The sequence below is a fragment of the bacterium genome (assembly GCA_030247525.1).
Lineage (GTDB): Bacteria > Electryoneota > JAOADG01 > JAOADG01 > JAOADG01 > JAOTSC01.
This window is the reverse complement of the sequence record JAOTSC010000034.1, coordinates 1-26,760: the sequence shown is the minus strand read 5'-3', so window position 1 is coordinate 26,760 and position 26,760 is coordinate 1. Positions and strand designations below refer to the sequence as shown.

25 protein-coding genes and 1 pseudogene are annotated in these 26,760 nt (G+C 48.5%); 20 read left to right on the top strand and 6 right to left on the bottom strand.

Translation table 11 applies throughout. The annotated features are described in order from the left end of the window. Positions 1-312 precede the first annotated feature (312 nt). From OEM52_05170 to OEM52_05150, 5 genes are all read right to left on the bottom strand, one after another. Positions 313-2,376, bottom strand: a complete 2,064-nt coding sequence (locus tag OEM52_05170; GenBank protein MDK9699523.1) for a NapC/NirT family cytochrome c — start codon at positions 2,374-2,376, stop codon at positions 313-315. A 99-nt stretch (positions 2,377-2,475) separates the two neighbouring features. Further along, positions 2,476-2,898, bottom strand: coding sequence for a cytochrome c family protein (locus OEM52_05165; protein ID MDK9699522.1), 423 nt, complete (start codon positions 2,896-2,898; stop codon positions 2,476-2,478). 37 nt (positions 2,899-2,935) lie between these two features. Beyond that, on the bottom strand, positions 2,936-4,153 hold the full coding sequence (hybB, locus tag OEM52_05160; GenBank protein MDK9699521.1) for a Ni/Fe-hydrogenase cytochrome b subunit: 1,218 nt from the start codon (positions 4,151-4,153) through the stop codon (positions 2,936-2,938). Then, the gene (locus tag OEM52_05155; GenBank protein MDK9699520.1) at positions 4,150-4,920 is read right to left on the bottom strand and encodes a 4Fe-4S dicluster domain-containing protein; all 771 of its coding nucleotides are present in this window, start codon (positions 4,918-4,920) and stop codon (positions 4,150-4,152) included. The genes hybB and OEM52_05155 overlap by 4 nt, the downstream gene beginning before the upstream one ends. A 316-nt stretch (positions 4,921-5,236) precedes the next feature. Further along, on the bottom strand, positions 5,237-7,213 hold the full coding sequence (locus tag OEM52_05150; GenBank protein ID MDK9699519.1) for a T9SS type A sorting domain-containing protein: 1,977 nt from the start codon (positions 7,211-7,213) through the stop codon (positions 5,237-5,239). A 434-nt stretch (positions 7,214-7,647) separates the two neighbouring features. Between OEM52_05150 and OEM52_05145 the strand changes: the two genes are divergently transcribed. From OEM52_05145 to OEM52_05095, 11 genes are all read left to right on the top strand, one after another. Beyond that, positions 7,648-8,664 (top strand): bifunctional phosphoglucose/phosphomannose isomerase, encoded by a 1,017-nt coding sequence (locus tag OEM52_05145; GenBank protein ID MDK9699518.1) that lies wholly within the window; start codon positions 7,648-7,650, stop codon positions 8,662-8,664. A 51-nt stretch (positions 8,665-8,715) separates the two neighbouring features. After that, the gene (locus tag OEM52_05140; protein MDK9699517.1) at positions 8,716-9,708 is read left to right on the top strand and encodes a sugar phosphate nucleotidyltransferase; all 993 of its coding nucleotides are present in this window, start codon (positions 8,716-8,718) and stop codon (positions 9,706-9,708) included. 240 nt (positions 9,709-9,948) lie between these two features. Further along, positions 9,949-11,082 (top strand): methionine adenosyltransferase, encoded by a 1,134-nt coding sequence (metK, locus tag OEM52_05135; GenBank protein ID MDK9699516.1) that lies wholly within the window; start codon positions 9,949-9,951, stop codon positions 11,080-11,082. A 307-nt stretch (positions 11,083-11,389) separates the two neighbouring features. Continuing rightward, on the top strand, positions 11,390-11,572 hold the full coding sequence (locus OEM52_05130) for a hypothetical protein (protein MDK9699515.1): 183 nt from the start codon (positions 11,390-11,392) through the stop codon (positions 11,570-11,572). An 88-nt stretch (positions 11,573-11,660) separates the two neighbouring features. After that, a complete protein-coding gene (gene clpX / locus OEM52_05125) occupies positions 11,661-12,932 on the top strand; it encodes an ATP-dependent Clp protease ATP-binding subunit ClpX (GenBank protein ID MDK9699514.1) in 1,272 nt (423 codons plus the stop codon). 16 nt (positions 12,933-12,948) lie between these two features. After that, positions 12,949-13,299: a septum formation initiator family protein gene (locus OEM52_05120; protein ID MDK9699513.1), complete on the top strand. Its 351-nt coding sequence runs from the start codon at positions 12,949-12,951 to the stop codon at positions 13,297-13,299. Positions 13,300-13,354: 55 nt separating this feature from the next. Further along, the gene (locus OEM52_05115) at positions 13,355-14,734 is read left to right on the top strand and encodes an MFS transporter (GenBank protein ID MDK9699512.1); all 1,380 of its coding nucleotides are present in this window, start codon (positions 13,355-13,357) and stop codon (positions 14,732-14,734) included. 153 nt (positions 14,735-14,887) lie between these two features. Continuing rightward, on the top strand, positions 14,888-16,201 hold the full coding sequence (miaB, locus tag OEM52_05110; GenBank protein ID MDK9699511.1) for a tRNA (N6-isopentenyl adenosine(37)-C2)-methylthiotransferase MiaB: 1,314 nt from the start codon (positions 14,888-14,890) through the stop codon (positions 16,199-16,201). Between the two features lie 22 nt (positions 16,202-16,223). Next, positions 16,224-16,616, top strand: coding sequence for a LapA family protein (locus OEM52_05105; protein ID MDK9699510.1), 393 nt, complete (start codon positions 16,224-16,226; stop codon positions 16,614-16,616). A gap of 271 nt (positions 16,617-16,887) precedes the next feature. Beyond that, positions 16,888-18,033 (top strand): tetratricopeptide repeat protein, encoded by a 1,146-nt coding sequence (locus OEM52_05100; GenBank protein MDK9699509.1) that lies wholly within the window; start codon positions 16,888-16,890, stop codon positions 18,031-18,033. Positions 18,034-18,177: 144 nt separating this feature from the next. Continuing rightward, positions 18,178-18,831 (top strand): SPOR domain-containing protein, encoded by a 654-nt coding sequence (locus OEM52_05095; protein MDK9699508.1) that lies wholly within the window; start codon positions 18,178-18,180, stop codon positions 18,829-18,831. 17 nt (positions 18,832-18,848) lie between these two features. On the opposite strand, the gene rpmB is transcribed toward OEM52_05095, so the two are convergent. Next, positions 18,849-19,037: a 50S ribosomal protein L28 gene (rpmB, locus tag OEM52_05090; GenBank protein MDK9699507.1), complete on the bottom strand. Its 189-nt coding sequence runs from the start codon at positions 19,035-19,037 to the stop codon at positions 18,849-18,851. Positions 19,038-19,110: 73 nt separating this feature from the next. On the opposite strand from rpmB, the gene OEM52_05085 reads away from it, so the two are divergent. The 9 genes and pseudogenes from OEM52_05085 to OEM52_05045 form a co-directional block, all read left to right on the top strand. Continuing rightward, a complete protein-coding gene (locus OEM52_05085; protein MDK9699506.1) occupies positions 19,111-19,551 on the top strand; it encodes an Hsp20/alpha crystallin family protein in 441 nt (146 codons plus the stop codon). A 2-nt stretch (positions 19,552-19,553) separates the two neighbouring features. Next, positions 19,554-21,911 (top strand): endopeptidase La, encoded by a 2,358-nt coding sequence (gene lon, locus OEM52_05080; protein MDK9699505.1) that lies wholly within the window; start codon positions 19,554-19,556, stop codon positions 21,909-21,911. A gap of 3 nt (positions 21,912-21,914) precedes the next feature. After that, positions 21,915-22,391, top strand: a complete 477-nt coding sequence (gene nrdR / locus OEM52_05075) for a transcriptional regulator NrdR (GenBank protein ID MDK9699504.1) — start codon at positions 21,915-21,917, stop codon at positions 22,389-22,391. Between the two features lie 164 nt (positions 22,392-22,555). Further along, entirely contained in the window at positions 22,556-22,912 is a 357-nt protein-coding gene (gene ndhC, locus OEM52_05070; protein MDK9699503.1) for an NADH-quinone oxidoreductase subunit A, read from the top strand. After that, positions 22,903-23,409, top strand: a complete 507-nt coding sequence (locus OEM52_05065; protein MDK9699502.1) for an NADH-quinone oxidoreductase subunit B — start codon at positions 22,903-22,905, stop codon at positions 23,407-23,409. The genes ndhC and OEM52_05065 overlap by 10 nt, the downstream gene beginning before the upstream one ends. After that, positions 23,406-23,960 (top strand): NADH-quinone oxidoreductase subunit C, encoded by a 555-nt coding sequence (locus OEM52_05060; protein ID MDK9699501.1) that lies wholly within the window; start codon positions 23,406-23,408, stop codon positions 23,958-23,960. The genes OEM52_05065 and OEM52_05060 overlap by 4 nt, the downstream gene beginning before the upstream one ends. Positions 23,961-24,150: 190 nt before the next feature. After that, positions 24,151-25,302 (top strand): annotated as a pseudogene (gene nuoD, locus OEM52_05055) (NADH dehydrogenase (quinone) subunit D). Continuing rightward, the gene (locus tag OEM52_05050; GenBank protein MDK9699500.1) at positions 25,247-25,804 is read left to right on the top strand and encodes an NAD(P)H-dependent oxidoreductase subunit E; all 558 of its coding nucleotides are present in this window, start codon (positions 25,247-25,249) and stop codon (positions 25,802-25,804) included. The pseudogene nuoD and the gene OEM52_05050 overlap by 56 nt, the downstream one beginning before the upstream one ends. A 175-nt stretch (positions 25,805-25,979) precedes the next feature. Then, positions 25,980-26,760, top strand: a 781-nt coding sequence (locus tag OEM52_05045) for an NADH-quinone oxidoreductase subunit L (protein ID MDK9699499.1), incomplete at its 3' end; no start/stop codon positions are given.

Genomic DNA, 26,760 nt, shown 5'->3' with positions numbered 1-26,760 from the left:
GGTATGAGCAGATGAAACAAGCCGATAAAAAATTCAGTGATAATGGTTCCCGCCCATCGAAAAAAGATCGCCGTGAACTCGATAAGTTTCGCAACCGCCGCTAATCAAAGAACAATTTGATTGTGTGAGTAGAATGGGATGGTCGATGCAGGCTATAAAGTCCGTTATTCGAGGTGTACCGAACAAGCCATCGTTCTTTATTCTGTCCATTGAGATTTCGGTTTCAGAAAAGGCAGTATCGGGCTTCAACCCCTTCACGTAAAAAAGGGCTGACAGCGAGTCCGCCCTTTTTTATTGACTACATTGAATGGATTACTTCAATAGTTTCAATGCCGCTTCCGGGTTATGCGCTCCCTTCGATCCATCATTTTCGAAGGCACGAATCTTCCGTAACAACTCCAACTTTTCCGATCCGGATAACTCGCTTGCACGCGCCTTTGCGGATATTAATGCGCTGCCGGTCTCTTTGCGCCACGTCTCGAGCGTTAGCACATACGTTTTGTCGTGACAATCAGCGCACTGTTCCGGTGTTGGTCGTGTGATATCCTTACCGATGCCGTGACACGAACTGCATTCGACCTCTGCGACCGACATTGCTGCCGGTAACGGTGGAGTCCCTACCACCGAACCAGAGTACATCGCTACTTGGTCACGATGACATTTCTTACAACTTACTTCATCCTTCGCACGCTCGTGATGGCAATCGATACACTTAAATACATCGGGCAGCGTTTTACCATGCTGATCGACACTGTGACATTTTGCGCATTCCAATTTTGCACTGAGGTGCGGCTTGTGGGGAAATGTTCGACCATTCACCAACTTGTTGACCGATTCGATACCGGTGTGACAGGTTGCACAGTCTTTTCCACCTTGGCTCGAACCGGAAGAATGCGATGTCTGCTTCACAGCAAATGAAGGCACATTCGGAACTGCTGTTTTCACTTGGTCATAGGATACTGCCAATACGTCTTCCGCATACATGATATTGTGATACGCACCGCCGTCCCGCAGTAGACTAAGATTCGTCTCGGCAAAATCGAGGGACAGTTTTTGTTCCGGACTCTTCGCCTGTCGCTTTGCCTGATTGACAATCGACTGCAATTGTTGAATCCGGGAATTCATTCCGTTACGCCATTGTGGAATAAGTTTCTCATAATTTGCATCATGGCACGGAGCACACTGTACATTCGATGATTTCGCCCCGCGGAAATGCGCTTTATCGAATGTACCAGTATGGCACGACGCGCAATTCAATCCAGCTTGCCACATCGCGTCGGGTCGGTCGGGTACGCCGATAGCGCCCGTTCCACGGAAAACCTGTTCTGCCGCTGTGTGGAGATTCGAGTGACACTTTTGACAATCGTTTTGCGGCGCTTCGTTCCGAGACAATGAGCGATGCAGAATCGGGGTATGACAATTTTGACAATCGACTTTCCGGTCAGTGACATGCTTCTGGTGCATAAACTCCACATCATCGATCCGGTTTAGGTGATCGATGGAAGCGTGACAGATGTTGCAACGCTCGTGAGGAACATCGCCGTTTCCACTCTTCATTGAACCATGACACAACTTGCAATCAAGATTCTTGGCAACAATCCCGGTATGATCGTAACGCGGAGCTGGTTTACCCTCTACAGGTACTGGAGCCATGTGGCATTTCGTACAGGCTGTTCGGGATGTTTGTTGAAACACGTTCACATTCTCTTTGTCACTCGGGGAGTTATCGGCTGCTAACACAAGACCGTTTTTTGGCTTTACTCCACTCTCATGCTCGCTCTTGAAGTGACATAGGAAGCAAGTAGATTCAGTGACATTAATGTGTGCCCCTTGTACAATTTGACCGTGACAGGATGTACAACGTAACTGCTTATTCCGGACTTCGTGAGAAAGATGATTGGTATGGTTGAATTTGATACCGTACTTCCACTCGACTTCGGAGGTCATCTTTTTAGGGTCATGGCATTTACTGGTAGTACAATTGATGTCGTCGATTTCAGCCCAGGGTTTAGAACGCTTGTATAAACCGGTGGTATAATTTACAAGCATCGAAACAGCGACAAATTTTCCTTCGATTGTTCCCGCGAGACCTGGAGGAATATGGCACTGAATGCACTGCACATTCTTATGCGATGAAGCTTCCCAACTGGCGAAATACGGTTCCATGATGTGGCACGAGCGGCAAAATGACGGCGTCGATGTTGCCTTCACAAAGATTACTGCCGTAGTAACTGTAAGTATAACCGCCGCAATCGTGAGCAACCCGATGCGTCGGACGCCTAACGAAGTAAACTTGGAGAATCCTACACGCAACAAATAAAACGGAAGCAGAAATACTTCCTTGATCGCTGAGACAAACTCATTCCAAATCCGCACAATTCCCCCCCTCGTAATCGTTTTGGAACGTTATCATGAATCGACTGATAATCGACCCGTTGATTCACCGGGATACGATAAAGTACCCCGGCAAACTTGTTATTTTTTGTGGCACTCCACACAACTCATGTTGCGATGACAGGCAAAACAATTCTCATGCAATGCCACTTTCGATTCCGAGATGTCCATCGTCTTCACTTCTTTGCTGTGACAGTGCTTACAGCTCTCGACATGGTGACAGTTTATGCATTCCAGTTTATAACTGTCGACGTGTTTCTTATGGTTGAAAACGATCTGAGTACCACCCAGATATTTCGTCTGAAACACATGCTCGTCGGGAATCGGTCGTATTCGATTTTGCCAATCGTAAAGAATCGAAACCGAATCTTTCTTCTCGACTTGTTTCTCGCCAACGGTCGCAGTGCTTTTTGGATCGGGATGCTTCACTGGTTGAGAGCCGATGGCCAACATCGATGCACTTAAAAGTAACAAAACTACGGTGAAAAGAATACTCTTTTTCATACGAACCTCAAATTTCGAAACTACGATACAACTGGCATTATTTGACTACTTGAGCGCTTAGCCGCTTTTCTTTGCGGCTTTTAAGCGATTCGATTCGTTCAGTGTCCTCTTCCGAAATAGCCGGAAAGATCGGGAAGAATCGGCAGACGAAATAAAACACTAATGCTCCCGCAGTTACTAAGAACAGCGATACGCCAATTTCACTCAGGGCAGGCATATACGTAGCACCGGAACCTCGCTGCATGCCGATCCAGCTTACATTGAACCGGTTAAGCAAAATGCCGATAACAACCAAGGAACCAGCCCAGAACAGCCCGCGCGAGTTCGTTCGCATTTTTGGAAATGCGAGAATAACCATTGCCCCGACAAGCAACCCCAATTCGAGCAACATGAACAGGCTCTCGTAGTGCATCGTGAAAACTTGATCGACCACTTTCCGAACGAAAAAATCTTGAATTTTTAATCCGACGTAAACGAATAGCGCTACCTGCAGATACTTCGCCAATTCGCTAAGTATGTTAAGTTCCAATCCGCGTCGAAATACCCGGGCGCTCAACTCCGACTCGACGATGACCATCGCTGGTCCCACCACCACTGCAGACAAAAAGAACAACAGCGGTAGAATCGGCGTGTACCAAAGTGGATGCAGCTTTTCAGGAACGATTAAAAAGACGGAACCTAATGAGGATTGATGCAGTGTCGAGAGCAACACCCCGGCAATAACTAATGGAATCGTGAACTTCTGCAGCGTTTTGAGCGGTTTCACTAACTTGAATTTTTCCAACACCACCGGAACAAATTCCAGAAACAGCACCGTTAGGTAAAGCATAACACACCAGGCAACTTCAAACATCACCGAATGTGGATTCCACATGATCATCGGGTGCCAGACATTGTAGTACTTACCAAGGTCGTATAACAATCCCACTGCAACTAAGACATACCCCAAAAATGCAGTGAGCACGGTCGGACGTACAATGTCGTGAAACTTATGGTAACCAATGACATATACAAGAAAGCAGAGTGTGAATCCACCGGCGGCAAGTGCGACCCCACCGACCACATCGAAACTGATCCACATCCCCCATGGAAATTCATCCGTTAGGTTCGTAACTGCTCCAAGTCCAAAAATGAACCGTTTTCCGGTCAAAAACAGACCTTGCAGCAGCAAGAAAATGACAACGACCCAAGCCGCTTTCCGCTTCCAATTCATGCCATCGATTTCATGGCGCACTGCGGTGAGGACTGCGTTCATTTCCCACCCCCTTTTCCATTACCATGATCTTTATCGTGGCTGTGCGCTTCCTGATCGATTTGCATCCGACGGTGAATAATCCAAGAAATGCCGCCAAGCAAGATGCCGCCGGTCATGACAACATTGGGAATCTTGCTCATGACTGTCCATGTCAATTCTGGTAGTGCAGTGGTTCCCAAGTCCATCCGGAAACCCATTTCCTCAAACGGAATCCCCGATAACATAATGACTGAAGTACCGCCCACTTCATTTTTACCGTAGAGATATTCGACGTATTTCCCCGGGAACGTGGCGAATCGACGCTCGGCAATCTGGATCAACTTTTCACGGTCGCCAAACCGGGTCGCGGCAGTCGGACAGACCCACGCACACGCGGTTTCCAATCCCTCGGCAACCCGTTTATTGCACATGATGCACTTCCGGATTACGGGTACCGGTTTCTCCCATTCGTATTTCGGAATTTGGAATGGGCAAGCCATCATACAGTAGCGGCAACCCATACATTTGTCTGGGTAGTAAATCACCGGACCATCGGAGGTCTTTTCCAAAGCGGCAACCGGACAGACCGATACGCAAACCGGGGTTTGGCAATGCATACACATCTTGCGGAAGTATTGATTACCCCGCTGAAGAACAACCGTATAATTTTTATAATTCAACTTATCGGTCGGCGGATCGTCGGGTAATCGATGCTCTTCTGCACAAGCCTTTTCACATGCACGACATCCAATGCATTTTGTAAAGTCGAGAAGAATAGCTTTAGACATAGAAGTTCCTCCAGGGAGCACTCCATTCGGAATGCGCGAAACGGAACAACACAAGTTTGTGTTCCGAAGTAAGGGAAGACTGATGAGGTAAATGAATACGAAGACGAAATACGTTGTGAGAACAAGATAACACTCCCAACGATTCGATACAACATTAGATAATATCAGAGAGTTTTCGGGTTATTTCTTTACTTCACCAAGAGAAAGAACCCGAACCGAGTAAATGTTAGGTTATTCTTTGCGATAGAAAAACGGCGACCACATGGTGTGACCGCCGTAATTCATTAGATACTATCGATATACGACCAATATACCGTTACTTCATTAGAACAATCTTCCGAATCGCCGAGAACGAGCTACCCGCTTCAACTTTCAGGAAATATGTCCCCGATGCCAACACATCGCCGCGAATCGTCTGATGATAGACACCGGCATCGCGATATTCTTGCAATACCGTTTGTACCAAACGTCCATTAACATCATACAACAACATCGATATAGGTGAAGCATTTCGCACCGTATACCGAATGGTTGTACTTGGATTAAATGGATTTGGATACGCTTCGCCTACCTCAAATGCCAACGGGATCGACGGGGTTTCATTCATCCCCGACTGTTCCACCGTAAGCGTTACAGGCACAGAGAAGGGAATGGTGTTTCCTGCAAATCGAATACCACCATTCAATACTTGATTCGAGCGGCCTGCACCAGCGTAATGCAAAGTGAATTGCTGCGAACCACCGGCGGCGACATCGAATGTCATGAGCGACGGAATGCCCCAACGATGGGTCATCGTAAAGTAATGACCAATATTCGCCAATAATGTCTGGTTGTAGGAAACCGTCAAGTAATTACTGGTTGACTGCTGCATACCAACGGTACTGCCGTTCGTTGTTCCAGTCATATTCAAGTAGTTATAGACGATTCTACCGTCCTGGTACAATACCACCTGAAAAGTCATCGAGGAAGATGCTACACCATACAATGGAACATTCTCCCACGAAAAAACCGCCATTGTCGAATCGAGTAGAACATAGGTAGTACCCATCCCCGACACATTCAAATCATCCCAGAACGGAGCTAACATCGTAGCTGCAACATTCGTTGGATAGTTGGTGTTCGAATAAGAATTTCCCGCGGCAAAAGTCCCGAAAGAAATAAATCCATTCGTACACATGTAGACATTCTGGTAAGTTTGACCGTAGAAGGAAAACGGGAACCACAACGGATACGGACCAACAACAACATCGTCACCTGATGGTCCAATCTGACCGCCGGTGGCATCAACCCAATCGGCGTCGCCGCTGTTATACTCGTAATTCTCGACCCCCATATCCGGTTCAAGAATCGCACTATAGGTAAACGCACTGTTATTGGTAACCGTGATCATTTGATCCAACGATCCATCAGCAGGTATTGTCGCTGTAATCGGATTCGGAGATATGATGACTTGCGCCGAAGATGCGATTGTGAAATTCCCCAACGACATGTCGGCATCATCCATATTACCTGCGGAGTGAACACGAATACGAGCGGAGTTTGTTTCCGGTCCGGTTACTGTCCACAACCACGAACCGGTATTCGCGGTAGATGCAACAAGTTCTGTCCACGGTCCAGTTGGATAACTCGTATTCAATTCGATTGTAACGCTATCGCCAAATCCGGCTGCATCCCAACGGAGGCGTGCAGAATCTGTAATGAAGACACGTTCGTTTCCCTTCGGAAAGATGATTGAATTGAAATTCTTGTAAGAAGACTGCAGAATCTCACGGTTTGGCGCTTGTACAAATGCCACAAAACCGCAATTGTCAAGTGTGTATGGTTGTTGACCGGTTGTCCGTAACGGGAAACGAGCGATAAACGTCATCGTATCCGTCACAATACCGCTATGATTAAATGTAAAACCAGCAGTATCGTTACCAAACTTGACAAACGGGAATGGAAAATGCGTTTGTCCATTCGGTGCAGGAGTTGTCCAGAATTCTTCATTTTCGACAATCACTACGCGCAAACGGGTATTCGTTGCGCTGGCAGTATTTGCGACCGCTTTGATGTAGCAATAAATCGAATCGCCATTAGGGGAAGGTGCGCCACGTAACTTCAGCCAAACCGGCGCGTCGATTGCACGGCGGGCATTGTATGCACTGGTAACAGAAGTTAAACTACCACCCGCAGAAGCGCCATCGATTAAATGGGTGGGAGTTGCGTTGACCGCATAATAATTGCGTCGCCACAGACTTTCGGTCGGATTGGCGGCATACCATGGATCGTTTCCCGGAGACGGCCAATTCATATGATAGTTTATGACTGCGATGTTTTGAGTTCCTTGGCCCGCAAGGAAAGGGTCGAGCCACGTATGGGCTGCCGCACAAGGGCCTCAAGTGGTGCTCGTGTACTCTTCAAACAACACAGTGCGCGGATAACCGAAACCAAGCGCGGCAATGCCGAGCAACAAAAGTAAGCTCATAACGAGCTTAGTCGAGTTTTTCATCCTTTACTCCGTAACTTACCGAATTCCAAACACATCAGACGAATGCCTAATAGGCAACCAAAAGTACAATGACCGTTATCGTTATCCAACATAAATGATGCTGAAAGTTTTTTTATTGCAAACTGGAAATAACACATCTGTGGTGAGTATCGTTCTTGCAATGAACATGTTTGACATCTATACTTAAAGTTTGTTTTGAGTTTTCTATCAAAATCTAACGAATGTGAGAATGCGCAATGTCAACGACCGAATGGAGTCCTTCGACTTCCGACCCGATGCCGCAGTGGGTAGCCGACTTTCCCGGCCATCTGCGCGATGTTCTGACTCTGTCGATGCAAGGCAATGCCCCGTTACAGAAGTTTTCAAAAATTGTGGTTTGTGCAATGGGTGGGTCGGCAATTGGTACCGATTTGCTGGTTGACGGACTGGCAGGACGAATCGCCTATCCATTAGTAGTGAACCGCGATCCACAACTACCCGTATGGGTTGATCGGGATACTTTAGTGATTGTCGTTTCCTATTCCGGAAACACCGAAGAGACTCTCTCCGCTGCCCGGATCGCAGTCGCTCGCGGAGCCCAAATCGCTGTGCTTACTTCAGGCGGAAAATTAGCCGAATGGGCAAGTGAGCTGAGTTACTTGTTATTGATCGTACCGGGTGGCATGGCGCCACGGGCAGCATTGGGGTATCTGTTCGGTGGGCTATGGCGGTTGTTGCATACAATTGGTGTTGTTCCCAATCCTGAACCAGAATTGCGCGAAGCCGCCGATAAAATCTGCGCTGCTGAGCAGTTGTTTAACGATCCTGTTAAATCGCCATCATTCGCGTTAGCCAAACAAATCGGTTCCAATCTGACGTGGTTGTGGGCTTCACGCAGATTAGCCGGAGTTGTTCGACGCTGGGCAAACCAGTTCTCCGAGAATGCGAAAGCACCAGCTCATTTCGCTATCCTGCCCGAAGCATTTCATAATGAAATTGAAGGAATTTGTGACGATCCTCATCGTCCCCGAGCAATTAAAATGATTGTTTTCCGCGATCCCAATGATGATGATACTGTTGATGCGGCAATCAATCTTCTCCGGGAGTCCGATTATCCTCCCGTAGTCATTACCCGAGGGGATGAGTCGATTGCATCGATGCTTTACCTAATTGCCCTCGGTGACCGAACCAGTTTGTTAGTAGCACAGACAAATCAAGTCGATCCTACGCCGATACCTGCGATTACCAAACTGAAATCTCGTAACACGAAATAACGGATTTATCCTCACGAATCGAAACCGTGGGTAGCTGAGCTTGAGGATTTTATGAAAGTGATTATACCGGTTGCAGGGGTGGGAAGTAGATTACGACCCCATACCCTTACCGTCCCCAAACCGCTACTGACTGTAGCTGGGGCACCGATGCTCGATTACATCCTGTTGGAAGTCGAGCGGTTGAATCCCGATAAGGTCGTGTTTATTATCGGACATCTTGGCGAACAAATATCTGAGTATGTTAAAAGACAATTTCCCGATTTACCTGCCGAGTTTCGATGGCAGACCGATCCGGAAGGCTTGGGACAAGCTGTTTCACTCGGTTTGGATGCCGGTGAAGAAGAAGTATTAATCATCCTCGGTGATACTCTGTTTGAAACCGATTTGCCCAAAGTTGTACATGGGGAGTATAGCTCGATTGGAACTCAGACCGTGGAAGACCCCCGCCGGTTCGGAGTAGTGGTTAAGACCGGTCTCTATGTTACCGATTTAGTAGAGAAACCGGAACAGCCGATTTCCAAGGAAGTGATTGTCGGAATCTACTGGTTACGCCAAGGTGAATTGTTACGCGAAGTTCTTACCGAAATGATGGTGAAGAATGAACGGGTGCGAGGTGAGTTCCAATTAACGACAGCATTGCATAAAATGGTCGAACGTGGTACGTTACTTACTACGTTTGAAGTGCCCGGTTGGTACGATTGCGGAAAAGTGGAAACATTGTTGGAAACAAATCGGCATTTCCTGCAAAGACGACACAAGGAAGGACATTCGATGCCATCTCATTGTGTCGACACCGTATTAATTCCACCGGTTTCGATTGCCAGTACGGCAAGCGTATCCGGCTCTGTCATCGGCCCCTATGTTACAATAGGTTCCGGCGCATCGGTTTGCAACAGTGTTCTCAAGAATTGTATCGTAGAACGCGGTGCAAAAGTTTCGGCGATGTTAATGTCGGCGTCGGTAATTGGTCCGGAAGCGGAAGTTAGCGGCACATTCCATCAATTGAATATCTCGGAACTATCCGAAATTAAACTCGTACATTAACATCGTACGACAGACACTCCTGTCTGTCGAACTGTACATTGGACATTCTTGTCCAACGGGCGTACAGAAAAAAACAACGGGCGAAACACTCTCGCCCTTCTCATTACTACAGGGCAGGTGTGGACAACCACCCCCAGTTATCGAAACGATCTACGAACCACAAGTGCGAAAGGGACGGCAGCCGCCCGGTTCGCTTTACATCCATCAAAGCGCGCCATTTTGGCGAACAGGAGAGATAGCGTGTCAGAATTTTTGTTTAGTTCCGAATCGGTTACTGAAGGTCATCCCGATAAAATCGCGGATCAGATTTCCGATGCGGTGCTTGATAACGTGTTAGCCGACGATCCATTTGGGCGGGTTGCCTGCGAAACCTTTACGACAACGGGATTAGTCTTGGTCGGCGGTGAAATTACCACGACGACCTATGTACCGGTTGCCGATCTCGTGCGGGAAGTGGTAAAGGATATTGGGTATAGCAGTTCACATTACGGGTTCGATTACGAAACCTGTTCGGTGTTGGTCGCACTCGATAAGCAATCACCCGACATCGCAATGGGGGTCGACCGGGCCGGTGCTGGCGATCAAGGTATGATGTTCGGCTACGCTGTGAACGAAACCCCCGAGTTGATGCCTTTGCCAATCATGTTAGCGCACGGTTTAACCCGTCGCCTGGCTGAAGTGCGTAAATCGAATGAGTTAAACTTCCTCCGTCCCGATGGAAAATCCCAAGTCAGTGTCCGTTACATCGATGGTAAACCAGTCGAAGTGACAACGGTCGTCATCTCCACACAACACGACCCAGACATCACTCTTGAAAAAATTCGTTCCGACATCGTTGAACACGTAATCAAACCGATAATTCCTGCGTCGATGCTGGCAAAAGATGTCGTATTTCATGTGAATCCGACCGGTCGGTTTGTTATCGGCGGGCCGCAGGGCGACGCCGGTCTAACTGGTCGAAAGATAATCGTTGACACCTACGGTGGTGCCGCGCCACACGGTGGTGGTGCATTCAGTGGAAAAGACCCTACAAAGGTTGACCGATCGGCTGCCTATGCTGCCCGTCATGTCGCCAAAAATGTGGTTGCAGCCGGTTTAGCCCATCGTTGTCAAGTACAGGTTGCCTATGCTATCGGAGTAGCGGAGCCGGTATCGATGATGATAGAAACCTTTGGCACAGGTGTGATGCCCGATGAAGAAATCGCCAAGTTGGTAAAGAAAGTTTTTGATATGACTCCGGCAGGAATCATTGAGCGGTTGAATCTCCGCCGCCCAATTTATCGCAAGACTGCCAGTTATGGCCATTTTGGCCGTGAACTACCTGAATTTACTTGGGAAAAGACCGACTTTGTCAGTGCACTCAAGAACGGTTAAACGATAACAATCAGGAGAGGAGCGGGTGTAGACGAGTTTGGTCTGCACCCGTTTTCATCAATCGGGGATTGTTCTTATCTTCTTAAGCCGTGGATCGGTTTAGAAATTATGATGCATACACCGTATCATTACTTTTGACATTATGTAGGGGCGTATGGCATACGCCCCAAGCCGTAACCGCGACATTCTTGTCGCAGTAGTGAGGGAGGCAAAGAGAATGTCTTCCCGCATCATTCGCCCAAACGAAAATTTGCAGTGATTGGAACTATACCAACTCATAAACGTTAACAAACCAAGGGGAGAGAAATTGGAAATGCTACTTTCGATTCGCGACGAAGAGCTATTGAATACAATCAAAGCCCATGGAATCGAATTCCCGGAAGGCGATAAAGCGGTACTAATCGAGAAAATCCGCGCACAGATGCTATCGATGCCATTGGGGAATGCGCTTTCCCTCGTTTGGAAAGAATACCTCGACAGCAAGAAATAGCAATCCATTAACCAACAACAACCCTCGATCCTATGACATTTAGTAAAGTGTTTCAGTTTCGAGTTATTGATTGTGATAAATAGAGTTTATGGCAAACCCCACTGAACGTACCCCGAAGGGAAATGTTGCCGACCGTTGCAGTTTTTGCAATCGGCCGGTTGCCCACGTCCGGATGTTGATTCCCGGTCCACAGGGTGCGATTTGCGATACCTGTGTCAAAGCCTTTGGTGAATTCATCCGCCGTTCGACCGGTGCCCGCACCGCACAACTGGAAAAAATTCCCACCCCGGAAGCGATAAAGCGTGAGCTGGATACCCATGTTATCGGCCAAGAGCTCCCAAAGAAAATGCTATCGGTAGCCGTCTACAATCACTACAAACGGGTGATTCATCAAGACAGCGACAGCGGAGTCGAAATTGATAAATCCAATGTCCTGCTGTTAGGTCCAACTGGTACCGGAAAAACACTGCTCGCTCAATCGTTGGCGAAGTTATTGCAAGTTCCTTTCGTTATTGCCGATGCGACAACATTGACCGAAGCTGGTTACGTCGGAGAGGATGTCGAGAATGTACTTGTGAGGTTATACCAAGCCGCCGAGTACGATGTTGCTTTAACTGAAATCGGAATCATCTACATCGACGAAATCGATAAGATTAGCCGAAAATCGGAATCTTCATCAATCACTCGCGATGTGTCGGGCGAAGGTGTCCAACAAGCGCTGTTAAAGCTGCTTGAGGGTACCATAGCCGCGATTCCGCCGGAAGGGGGACGAAAGCATCCCGAACAACGGTTAGTACACATCAACACCAGGAATATTCTATTTATCTGTGGCGGCGCTTTCGAGGGTATCGATAAAATCATTGCCAATCGGGTCGGACGCAATGCCATCGGTTTTGGTGCGGAAATCCACGCGAAACGCGACGAATCAATAAACACTCTTCTCCGGCAATTGCAACCAATTGATCTCCTTCGCTTTGGAATGATACCGGAATTAGTCGGTCGATTGCCGGTCTATGCCTCGCTCGAAGAGCTATCCGAAGAGGCGTTGTTGCGAATTCTGGTCGAACCAAAAAACGCTATTATCAAGCAATTCCAAAAACTCTTTGAACTCGAAGGGGTTCGTTTACTCTTTGAGGAAGAAGCGCTCCAAGCGATTGTCCACAAAGCGCAAGATCGTAAAACCGGCGCGCGGGCATTGCGTTCGATTCTGGAAGAAGTCATGTTGGAATGGATGTTCCAACTTCCTTCGGAACCAGATTTATTAGAAATCCGGATTACTGCCGACACCGTGGAAACCGGCGCTTCGCCAATGCTGCTGCGGCGTTCCGATGTGAGTCCGACAATGGCGCAAAGCGCATAAATAGTAGAGTGCTGCCATGACAAAACCATCTGATTCACCCGAGTACCAAGTTGCCCGAAAAGCACGAATCAAGCGTTGGCTATACGCGATATCACTAATCGCACTGGCAATGCTGATGACGAGCAATTTTACAAAGTACTATTGGCAGCACACCAAACATTTGAAAAAGCTCGACTCTCTAAATACAACCTTCAAGCAAATCCAGCGTGAAAACACAGAAATTGACTCACTGACAATGGCAATTGATTATGGCGATCCTGAAACCATTGAGTGGGTGGCACGTTATCAATGGCATTTGGCTCGTGAGGGAGAGCGTGTCTTTCAATTAGTACCGGAAAATTCTGATCCACAACCGCAGAAGAAGTAGCGATTCCGTTCCTCACCTCTGCTCAAAGAGCCGCTTGACACCTACAAACAACATCGTGAATCCATGGCGAGTTTTTGCCGTCGTTGCCGTTAACATCTTTATGGCGACGATTGATGGGTCTGCTGTAAACTTGGTTTTACCCGCAATTGCCCAGCAGTTTGATGCACCATTGACGCGGGTGGAGTGGGTATCTACCATTTATCTTCTCATCATTAGCGTTTCTCTCCTGCCAATTGGTGCAATTGCTCCCCGGTTAGGGGAACGCCGTGTTTATATCGCCGGTATCGTCATCTTTACGATCTCCTCTGTCCTCTGCGCATTATCCAATTCACTTTCCATGTTAGTTGCTGCCCGCGCTTTACAAGGAGTTGGCTCAGCATTCAGTTCTGCATTGGGAGCAGGTTTTATTGCGTCGGCGTTTCCGTTGAAAAACCGCGGTATGGCGCTTGGAATGATTGGTACAGTTGTCGCTGCTGGTTCTCTGACCGGCCCAATATTCGGTGGATTTATCGCGGGGCATTACGGAAGTTGGTCGGCAATCTTCTGGATCAACCTTCCGATAGGTATCATTGCTATCCTACTCTCATCACTCTGGTTGAAAGTTGAACCATCCAACGAAGGAAAAGAGAAAACCTTTGATCACTATGGTGCTGCCTTAAGCGGCTTTGCGCTGCTCGTTATGCTATTTGCATTATCGGAAACTGGGCACAAAAATCTCTTCATTTTCGTGGGTAGTGTCGCCGTTGCATGCATACTATTCTACATTTTCCTTCGCCACGAGAAGCATACACTTCATCCGATGTTGCCACTCGAAGTGTTCCAAAACCGGACATTCACTGCTGCGACCGTTGGCGGACTGCTAACTACCGCCGCAAGTGTGCAAGCGATGTTGACGCTGCCATTCTACCTGCATGAGGTAAAACACTTCGATCTTAAAACAACTGGCTTGTTTATGACGGTGTGGCCGCTCTCTTTGGCGATTGTCGCCCCGTTAGCGGGTCGTGCGGCTGACCGCATCGGGTCTCGAATTCCCTCGTTGGTTGGTCCGATTGTCCAATCGATCGGTCTCCTTGTGTTAGCTTTTTTACAAGAAGACAGTTCTTCACTTTACTTAATCACGGGAATTGCGATTACCGGAATGGGTGGCTCCATTTTCGTACCGGCAAACAACAAAGCGCTCCTTGGATCGGTACCGAAATCTCTTATGTTTTTAGCAAGCAGCATGATGGCACTCATCCGAAACATCGGGATGGTTGCTGGAATTGCCCTCTCAGCAGCGATGGTGCAATTCGCCCGCAATTTTGCCGCCGACCCGCAATCCTCGGCAGGTTTCCTCTTTGGTATGCATTGGTCAATGTACTTAGCTCTCCTCTTGTCGTTCTCCGCCGGAATATTCTCATACAATTACGCAAATCGAGAACCCGAGCACCACTAAACACTTTACTTGAATTCGAGTACGGGCGAACCTTGTGTTTGCCCTCGCTCCAATCGACTCGTTAACTCGTATCACTGCTTTCTCATCCCAAAAACGCTCAGTTCCTTGCTCCGAACTCTTTACCCATCTATATTTCTAACGTTTGGGGGTTCCATGAAACGGATAATGATAGAGACGTACGGCTGTCAAATGAACAAAGCCGATTCTGAATTGGTTGCGGGAGTGATGTACCCCAAAGGGTATGCATCAACCGAAAACCATGACGAAGCCGATGTCTTGCTGATAAACACCTGTGCAGTACGGGAAGGTGCGGAAGACCGTATCTTGGGTATCCTCGCGCAGTATCGCCGCTTTAAAGAGGTGAAGCCTAATATGGTATTAGGCGTCATTGGTTGCATGGCTCAGAATCTGAAAGAATCGTTAATTGAACAACGGCCTTGGGTCGATTTAGTTGTCGGACCTGATGCCTATCGTGATTTACCCCAACTGATCGACAACCTTCAGAGTGGTGACCGTGAGCCAGCGGTGCTTGTGCGGCGTGACCGGTTTGAAAATTATGAAGAGATTTTCCCGGTTCGCGGCGAAGGCACCAACGCTTGGGTATCGATCATGCGCGGGTGTGATAACTTCTGCACATTCTGTATCGTTCCCCATACCCGCGGCAGGGAACGTTCACGCAAATTACATAGTATAATCCGGGAAGTCGAAGAGGCTGTACAACACGGTTTTGGTGAAATTACCTTGCTCGGACAAAATGTAAATTCATGGATCGATGAGGAGTCTGGTGAGCATTTTGCTGATTTGATGAAAGCGGTTGGTGAAATACCCGGAGTTAAGCGAGTTCGGTTTACTTCTCCTCATCCAAAAGATTTTCCCGATCCCCTCTTGTATGCGATGGTGGAGAATCCTGCAGTACTCGTGCCACATATTCATTTACCTTTACAGGCGGGCAACGATATCGTATTGGAACGGATGAACAGAGGATACACCAAAAAAGAGTATCTCGCATTGGTTGATCATATTCGCTCTATTATACCCGATGTAGCATTTTCGACGGATGTCATCGTCGGGTTCCCCGGTGAAACTGCCGAGCAGTTTGAGGATACTGTAGAAGTAATGCGGGCAGTAAGGTATTCTGGCGCGTTCATGTTCAAGTATTCGCAACGACCGTACACCAAAGCGGCAAACTGGCTGGATGATGTACCCGAAGCAGAAAAACAGCGGCGACTTGAGCGATTGATAACGTTACAACGGGAACAGGAAAAGGCGTTGATTAACTCCTACATCGGAACGAAATCGGTTATCTTGATAGAGTCAATTTCCCCGAAGAGTGATCAGGAGTGGATCGGTCGAACACCCCAGAATCGGCCGTGCGTATTACCCGTTACGGCAGGCAAGCCGGGTGAACTTGTTCCTGTGGAAATTGTCGCCGTTCGAAGTCTAACATTGGTAGGGCAACCGGTGTAGCAAGACGGGATAGGGAGGAGTTATGCCTTTTATTCGTTGGATCATCGTTACGGTAGTGATTCTCACTGTAATGGCGTTTGCACTCCAAAACCAATCGCAAACGGTAACGATTACGTTCGGGACTTACACTTCTACACCTATCCCGTTGTTTATGGCGTTGTTCGGTGCATTTGTCGTTGGCATTCTGATCTATTTTGTTATGACATTAACCGCACAATTGAAACTCCGGGGAGATGTATCGCGCTACCGAAGAGAATGTGTTCGACTCAAAGACGAACTCAACCGATTGCGCAATCTGAATCTGGATAAAGAGTTGGAGATGGCATTCCGTTCGCGAAGTGCAATGCCGATGGTTACCGTTACTGAGAGCCGGAGTGGACGATCTTCCGATGAATATGAAGGATTCGGCGCGTAGGCCAGACCACAGAATAGTCTGTCCGCCGTAGCGCAGACAATCTTGTCTGCGAAATGTAAGGAGGTTAGGCAACCTGCCTAACACGGGTACCGACAGGTCTCCAGACCTGTAAAAAGGAAAATGCAATTCTGGAGAATCGCCTGTGAGGTTAGCCAATCAAGGCTGACCAACGTAGAACAACCATCATTTCATCAAACTACCAACAACAACATCGCAACTTTGTATTGAGTGCCATGAATAATCATCCGATATCTCGAAATGTGAGGCGCTCGTGACCGAACTATTTCTACTGTTACTATTCGTTTCCCTAATCGCAGCCGGGAGTTGGTTCTACTACCATTCATCGGCGAGGCGACCTTTCCGGCGTAGCGATTTAAGCGAATTTGAAACCGGATTAAACGCCTTATTAGAAAACGAACTCCAGTTAGCGGCAAAGCACCTTGCTAACGCTGCGAAAGAAGACCCCGACAATGTATTTGCCCGAGTCTGGCTCGGTACTGTTTTACGCAAACAGAACGACATCGAACGCGCATTGAAAATTCACATGGAACTGGCGATACGCGAGTCGTTGAGCGCAGCCGAGCGGATATCGATCCACAAAGCATTGGCTGAAGATTTTCATGTCGCCCAGCATCCTGAGAAAACTCTCGAGCATCTCGATTTAATTCTCGCGGTCGATAAATCGAATGCGTGGGCATTAGAGCGCCGGTTGCAATACCTTGCAGGGAAAGGGGATTGGAGCGGATACATTGACACTTCGTTAAAGCTTTCCAATCTTCGCAAGAAGTCACTCGATGCCCGCCGAATGGCAATTATCTGCACCCTTGATGGTGACCGCTTAGGAGCTGCAGGCAAAGGTAAGGAAGGACGGTTGCGCTATCGGGAAGCAATTAAATATGACGCTTCGTTCCCAGGCGCTTACCTCGGGTTGGCAGAATCTTATCGCCGGGAGAAGCGAATCTCTGATGCGATAAAAGAAGTCGAATTGTTAATGGAAAATTCGCCTGAATCTGCCGATATCGCATTCCCATTACTCGAAGCGATTCTGTTTGAACAAGGTCGATTTGAAGAGGTTGAGGGATTCTATCGGAGTTTCTTGACGAAGCAGCATCACATTGTGCAAGGCTATGTTGCACTGGCGACGATTGCGGAGCGAAAAGCCGATAACGAAAGCGCTCTGAGGATTCTCCGGGAAGGTTTAGAAGCGAATCCCGGCAACGAGTTGCTGCAATATGAGTTGGCGCGTCATTTAACCCGGTTGAAGAAAGTGGATGAGTTAGCGAAACCCGGATTGCAGGCAATGAAGCGGTTGGCGCCACCGCATAGTGCTTTCAATTGCAGTAATTGCGGATTCTCTTCCGATGCTATGCGGTGGTTCTGTCCCTCTTGTGGCGCGTGGGAATCTTTCAATACATAGTTTTGCTGGTGGCTACGGGCTTCCAAGCCCGTACATCAGTGGTGTTTGGCATACGCCAATCACGAGACCTAATGTGAGAGTTTTTTCGTCTCAAACCGATTTCAGCAAAACGTGAAACCAAAGTAATATTTCAGTTAAAGCAAAATGAAAACACTCCTTTTATTTCTTCTTATATTATCGATAGTTGCAACTGTCGCTCTGGCACAACAAGCCAGCTGGTATAAGCTCGCCGAGCGCGGTGACATCGCTTCGCTTACCACCCTCGAGCAAAATGGCAAGCTGCCCGAACCGTGGACGGTATTAGTGCAAGCGTTGCAAGCTAACGATGCGAAAACAGCCCAACCGTTGTACGAAAGAGTACTCGTCTTAGACCCTAACGGTGCGGCGGGAAAGTTTGCAAAACAACGTCTCGGGCACTTACAAACCTTTGTCGCAGTGAACCTTGAGCCATCTTCGGATGCCCTTGTTGCATCGGATCCACACGTTGCGAAATCACCGAATGCTCCAGGCGTACCCGGAGAAATCTCGTCGGCTAAGCAACCTGTTTCAATCAACGACGGCACTGGGAAATTCGTTGCCCAATTCGGTTCCTTTACAAAAAAAGGGACTGCCGATGGAATCGCGCTAACCTTAAAGAATCACGGTTTTTCAGCGGAAGTCGTATCGATTGTGATCGGGGATCGCAAGATGTGGCGGGTTTGGAGCGGTAGATTTGCTACTGAAAAAGAAGCCGCCGAGAAAATCTCGGCGGTAAAAGCGAAAACAGCGCTCGATGGAGTAATCCTTCGAGCGCAGTAAGTTCTCTAAAAAGCAAACTAAGCTTTAACAATTTTTCCGCCTTGAATACAGGAAGTGCAAACCCGAACCATCCGGGTGCCTTGCGGGGTCTTGGTGCGAACCCGTTGCAGATTCGGTTTCCAGCGGCGAATCGTTAAGTTGTGGGCGTGGGAAACGTTATTTCCTTTCAACGATCCTTTACCGCAAATTTCGCATACGTAGCTCATGGTAGCTGTTTTCCTTTCTCACAATAGACTTGAATAATACAAAAACAAACAGGCGATGTCAAAAGGAGTGAATATGTCGGAGTCGTTACGGGTCAGTTTGAGCCCGTCCGATGGCAGCGATGAAATGGATTTCATCTTCCGGAATTATTTCAATCGCCCCATATCCATGCAGGCATACAGCGGCTGGCGGCCCGCCACCGATATGTTTGAAACTGACACCGAAATCATTTTGATTATCGATTTAGCCGGTATCGACATGGCGCATACCTCATTGGTACAGGAAGGAAATACCATCAAAATCTCCGGTTCCCGTGAGGATGTCGAAGGTTTTGCGAAACGTAACTATCAACTAATGGAAATCAGTTACGGACCTTTTGAACGGGAGTTCGTACTCTCTTCGCCTGTGGTACAAGACTCGGTCGAAGCGCGATATGTCAATGGCATCGTCACTGTCCGGATGAAGAAACTGTTGCAGCAAACAGGTACAATACACATCGAAGTAGGGAGTGAATGACAATGCCCGAACTCCATGAACCTACCAGCGAGAACCGACCAACTCTACCTGAAGTATTGCCTGTTCTCCCAATCGATAATGTTGTTTTTCCCGGTTTAGTTCTCCCTTTCACCGTAAGCGAACCAGCGGTTACCAAACTTGTTAACGATGTGTTAGCTGGTTCAAAACTGTTTTGTGTGGTGACCCGCCGCCCCGAACCAATTCCCGGGCAAGAGCTGTTTCCGACAGCCCTTGGAGATGATGAAACCTTTGTGATTGGGTGTTCCGTCCAAGTTTTGAAAATGATTCGGATGCCAGATGGTACCATGCGTTTGTTGCTGCAAGGCACCGACCGAATTCGGTTAACTTCAATAGAGAAGTCGCAACCCTACTGGCGTGCACGCATCGAGCCGCTACCCACCACGATCTCTGATTCGGCAAAGGCGGAAGCGTTACGCCGGAAAGTCCAAGAGGAGATGAGCGAGCTCTTCGAGTTAAGCCAACAATATCCCGACGAACTCAAAATCGCTGTCGTGAATGTGCAAGATCCTGGACAGCTCGCCGACCTAATTGGCGCAAATCTGAACCTGCCGGTAATCCACCGCCAGCGCCTATTGGAAGCTGACGATGTAGTGGAACGGTTAACTCGTTTGCTATCGATAATTACCCGCGAGCAGGAAGTACTCCGACTCGGAAATAAACTCCAATCCGAAGTCGAAGGGGAGATCAACAAAACCCAACGCGAATTCATGCTCCGCGAACAAATGCGGGCGATTCAACGTGAACTCGGCGAGTACGAAGGAAAAGAACTCGAGGAGTTAAAACAACGAATCCTCGCTGCAAAACTCCCGGAGAGTGCTCAAGCTGCTGCCGACAAGGAGCTCGAACGGTTAAGTCGGATGAATCCCTCATCTGCTGATTACAGCGTTTCGCGCACTTTTATCGATTGGTTGCTCGATGTTCCTTGGAGTGTTGTCACCGAAGACCGGATTGAGGTCTCAGAAGCAAGAAAAATTCTCGAAGCTGATCACTACGGACTCGAAGATGTGAAAGAACGCATCATAGAGTTTCTCTCCGTGAGAAAATTAAAACAATCCTCAAAGGGCCCAATCCTTTGTTTGGTAGGTCCTCCCGGGGTTGGTAAAACTTCGATTGGACGTTCGATTGCCCGTTCGATGGGACGTACTTTCTTCCGCTTCTCTTTAGGCGGGATGCGCGACGAAGCGGAAATCCGCGGTCACCGGAGAACCTACGTCGGAGCTCTTCCCGGTCGGATTGTCCAAGGAATGAAGCGCGCTGGTTCGATGAATCCGGTATTCATGCTCGATGAAATTGATAAACTTGGCTCCGACTTCCGCGGCGACCCTGCCTCAGCGCTTTTGGAAGTACTCGATCCCGAACAGAATTTTTCCTTCACTGACCACTATCTCGAAGTCGAACTCGACTTATCGAAAGTGCTTTTCTTGACTACTGCGAATACGTTGGAAACGATTCCCCGCCCGTTGTTAGACCGAATGGAGGTGATTCGCTTACCCGGTTACTTGACCGAAGAGAAAATTCACATCGCGAGTAAATACTTAGTACCACGGCAACGCGAAGAAAATGGACTGGAACCTTCTGATATCAAGTTTACAAAGTCTGCATTGGATGCCATCATCACTGGTTACACCTTGGAAGCCGGCGTCCGGAATCTTGAACGAAAAATTGGTACTGCCTGTCGCAAAGTCGCGGTCGAAAAAGCTGAGAAGAAGTTGGAACCGCCGCATATTGTCGATAAAGACGAAGTAGCAAAATTACTTGGCCCCCCGCGTCATCTCGACTCCAATAAAAAAGAGTCGTCATTGATCGGCGTTGCCAATGGATTAGCGTGGACGCCCGTCGGCGGCGATGTTCTAAAAATCGAAGCGACGTCGATGCCCGGCACGAAAGGGCTGTTTCTTACTGGACAATTAGGCAGTGTGATGAAAGAATCAGCTGAGATCGCATTATCATTTATTCGATCTCATCACAAGCTCTGGAATTTGGACGCTGACTTCTTGAAGGGTCTCGACGTGCATATCCATATCCCCGAGGGTGCAACGCCAAAAGACGGGCCTTCAGCAGGTGTTACAATGACGACCGCGCTTGTATCGCTCTTCACGAAACGTAAAATTCGCGGCGATATCGCGATGACTGGTGAAATTACATTGCAAGGGAAAGTCTTGCCAATTGGTGGTTTGCGGGAAAAATCGGTCGCAGCCGCTCGTGCCGGCATCAAAACGATTTTCATTCCGGATCAGAATATCAGCGACTTAGAAGAAATGCCGGATTCGGTGAAATCTAAAGTAAAATTCGTTCCGGTTAAACGGATCGAAGACCTTCTTTCTCAAGCGCTTGTGTAAAATATGCGTTGTCCGAAATGTCAATCATTGGAAGATCGGGTAATTGATTCGCGCTCCATTCGCGAAGGGATGGCAACGCGCCGCCGCCGGGAATGTGTCGCGTGTGGCATGCGTTTCACAACTTACGAATACATCGAGGCAGCAGAAGTCCGGGTCATTAAGCGCGACCGCCGTATCGAACCGTACTCTCGCGACAAACTCACGAGTGGTATCCAGATTGCATTTGCTAAACGTCCGATCACTGAAACCCAGATCGAAGAACTCGTCGAGCGAATCGAGCAAAAGATAATTGCAGCCGGTGTCGAAATTAGTTCCCTCCGAATTGGTGAATTTGTGATGAAAGAGCTTTCAGGAATCGACGATGTTGCATACATCCGATTCGCTTCGGTGTACAAACGGTTTCGCGAAACGGGCGATTTTCATGAGGAGTTAAATCGGTTAAATCCCGCAGATTCTGCGGAGAACCCCACGGAGTATTGACCTTTTCCTTGGAAACGAGTATCTTTCGTTCCAGTTCAATGAACTAAGTGAAAATAATCCCGTGGGGGGAATGGCTCACATTCTGACAGTCTTTACGTTTTGTCGATTTCCTTTGGGTAATATTGTATACCGAGTGGCATCCATGCCGGAAGTAAACGGAACTCATGTTAACTGATTACTTACCAGTGATTGTTCAACTCTTGCTCGCAGGTGGATTCGCTGCGTTTGCATTAGTGGCAACTCACATCCTCGGTCCCAAAGTACACAATGCCATCAAAGACGATACTTATGAATGTGGTGTCGACTACAAAGGCAATGCCCGCTTCCAGTTCGCAATCAAGTTTTATCTCATCGCCGTATTATTTGTCCTTTTCGACATTGAAGTGGTATTTCTTTATCCGTGGGCGATTAATCTTCGCGCACTTGGTTGGAATGGCTTTTGGGCGATGATGATATTTCTCGGTGTCTTAACGTTAGGATTAGTTTTCGCGTGGCGTAAGGGAGCGTTAGAGTGGGAGTAGAACAAACCGGGTTTACCGTCACGACATTGGATGCCGCAGTCGGTTGGGCGCGTAAATACTCGCTCTGGCCAATGCCATTTGCTACCGCCTGTTGCGGTATCGAGTATATGGCGACGATGGCGTCCCGTTACGACATCAGCCGCTTTGGTGCTGAACGCCCCAGTTTCTCACCCCGCCAAGCCGATTTACTGATTGTTATTGGAACGATTTGCATTAAAATGGCACCGGTTCTCAAACGTGTTTACGACCAAATGGCGGAACCGAAATGGGTCATCGCGATGGGGGCTTGTGCCTCATGTGGTGGCATGTTTGAAGTTTATTCGGTCGTACAAGGAATGGATGAACTTTTCCCGGTCGATATGTACATTCCCGGTTGCCCGCCGCGTCCCGAAATGCTTTTACAGGGTTTCATGAAATTGCAGGAAAAAGTGCAACAGGAAGGGTACACCACTTCCTCGATGCGGCGCGCCAAAGGCTTAACCGGAATGACCGTATGAACGCCGCTGAGCCGCTCACTGTCCGCAATCCTTTCGTGATAACCGCTATCACAGAAAAGTTCGGCAAAGCGATTGTCGAGCAATACGAGTCGAACGGTATGCTCGTACTAATGTGCGATCCGGCGGTGAATGTCGAGCTGTGTACTTTCCTGAAAATCACTGAGGGCTTGGAATACAATATGATGCTCGATTTGTGCGGGGTTGATTATCCGTCGCGCAAAGAGCGGTTTGAAGTAGTGGTACATCTCCACTCAATGAAGTATCAGCATCGAATCCGACTGCGCTTTCCCATTTTGGGAGCGGAACCGAAAATCCGCAGTTTGAGCGATGTCTGGCTCGCTGCCGATTGGGCGGAGCGCGAAGCGTTCGATTTCTTTGGCATCGATTTTGTCGGACACCCCGATTTACGACGAATCTTGAATCCGGACGATTTCGAGGGGCACCCGTTACGGAAGGATTTCCCGACGCGTGGTTTGAAGCGTGGCTCGTTCCCCTTAGGACGTGTCATCAACAACAAACGTACCGAGACCCCCGACTTCTATTCCGAGTAGGGGCGAATTGCAATACGCACAATAAAATCCCGTACGTCGGACATTCTTGTCCGACAAATGTACGACAGACCAAAAAAGTGAGTACGGGCGAACCTTGTGTTCGCCCAAAAAAAAAGAGCAAATGACCGAACCGATTCAAAGCGACATCGTCGACACCTATCTGGAACCGACGGACGAGGCGGATAAGTTCATCTTGAACTTAGGACCGTCACATCCGGCGATGCATGGCATTCTAAGAAATGTCGTGGAACTGGATGGCGAGCGGATCGTAAAAGTCGATCCCGAAATCGGGTTCTGTCATCGCAGTTTCGAGAAACTTGCCGAAGCGTATACGTACAACCAAGTCATTACAATTACCGACCGTCAGAATTACGTCTCGTCGCCCGCGAACAATGTCGCCTGGGTGCTCGCCGTCGAAAAAATGATGGGGATTGAAGTTCCGAAGAAAGTCGCCTATGTGCGGGTTATCTTCATGGAACTCTCCCGGATCATGGATCACTTGGTTTCGATGGGTATTTTAGGTGTCGACCTTGGCGCTTATACCGGGTTCCTGTACTTTTTTGAACAGCGCGAAAAGATTTACAAAATCATCGAGAACATGACCGGCGCGCGGCTCACCACGACCTTTGGCAGAATTGGCGGACTTGAGCGCGACCTCCCGAAATCGTTCAAAAAGGATGTCTACGAGTTTCTCGATGGTTTTCCGAAAGTGCTCGCCGACTTCCATAAATTGTTGACGCGTAATCGAATCTTCATGGATCGTACCCGCGGCGTTGCCGGCATATCTTCCGAGCGAGCGTTGGAATATGGCTTTACCGGCCCCAACTTACGGGCGACCGGATACGAGTGGGATGTCCGGAAAGTATATCCTTACTCGTGTTATGAAGAGTTCGATTTCGATATTCCGATTGGTGCCGATGGTGATACCTACGACCGTTACTTAGTCCGGATGGAAGAGATTCAGCAGAGCTATAACATCATAAAACAGGCGATTGATAGTCTTCCCGAAGGGCCGTACCGCGCCGATGTACCGAAAGTAGTGCTGCCGCCCAAACGCGACGTCTACTCGAATATGGAAGCGATGATCACGCATTTCAAGATTATCATGCACGGCATCAATCCACCGGTCGGAGAATGGTACTCGAGTATCGAATCGCCGAATGGGGAATTGGGAATCTACATTGTCAGCGATGGTGGTCCGAACCCTTATCGCGTCCATTGGCGGCGACCGTGCTTTTACTATTACAATGCGATTTGCGAACTAATCACCGGTGGCTTAATCGCCGATGCCGTTGCATGCATCAGTTCGATTAACGTTATCGCTGGCGAGCTTGATTGCTGATATGAAAAAACTTTCCGAAGCAACCCTGACCAAAATCGCAAACGAGCGGACAAAGTATCCGAGCGGCTTGTCGGTCTTGCTTCCTACGCTTTGGTGGGCGCAGGAGGAGAGGCTTGTCTTCGATGTGCCGACGATGGATTACATCGCGGAAATCTTGGAAATTTCTCCGATCCGGGTCTATGAAGCGGTCACATTTTATACCATGTTCAACCGTAAACCGGTCGGCAGGTATCATTTCCAAGTCTGTCACAACATCTCGTGCAGCATTCTCGGCGCTGAACATATCATCGAGTACCTGAAAAAGAAACTGAACGTGGGCGAAGGGGAAGTTACCCCAGACGGACTATTCTCGGTGACCCGCGCCGAATGTTTGGGTTCTTGCGGTACTGCTCCGATGTTGCAAATGAATGATCGCTTTTATGAGAATTTGACCGAAGCGCGCCTCGATTATCTCATTTCCGAATTGCGCAACGACCATCTTCCCGATAAGTGGAACGACTGATTTTTTCGTGGCCGCGACATTCTTGTCGCGGTGTCATTGCGAGGAACGCAGTGACGAAGCAATCCCAGTAGGGACAGACGCCCCTGTCTGTCTGTTTTAGGGGTTCGATTCATCGAGCTCGAATAAAGAAGGGCGTATGCGATACGCCCCTACAGTAAAAAGTAAATAAGAGATAATGGATTACGATTACGCAAATCCTGAGAAGATTGTCTTCAAACACCTCGACAACCCGCAAGCGTTGACGCTCGCTGGGTATGCCAAGTTGGGAGGTTTCTCGGTTGCCAAGCGCGTTCTGAGTACCCTCACACCGCAGCAAGTGATCGAAGAAGTGAAGGCATCGGGGCTCCGCGGTCGCGGCGGCGCCGGCTTTTCGACGGGTATGAAGTGGAGCTTCATCCCAAAGGATAATCCGAATCCGAAGTATCTCATCTGTAACGCCGACGAATCGGAACCCGGCACGTTCAAAGACCGCGATCTTTTGCGCTACGACCCTTACGAATTGATCGAAGGGATGATGATTGCCTGTTTCGCTATCGGTTCCGAGCAAGGCTACATCTACATTCGCGGTGAGTTTGGCACGGAAGCCCAAGTTGTAAGAACTGCTATCGAAGAGTGCTATAAAGCGAATGTCTTAGGCGAAAATGCGCTCGGCACCGGCAAGAAAATCAATCTCCACGTCTATCGAGGCGCCGGCGCATACATCTGCGGCGAAGAAACAGCGCTGATCGAATCCCTCGAAGGGAAACGCGGACATCCCCGCAACAAGCCACCATTCCCGGCTATCGTCGGTTTTAATAAATCACCGACCATCGTCAACAACGTCGAAACCCTTGCGGCAGTTCCTTACATTATGAAACATGGCGCTGCGGGTTATCGCAAATTTGGCACTGAGAAATCGCCCGGCAACGATTACGCCGTCGCTGCCGGCGAGGATGGGATTGGTGAATCCAAATTCC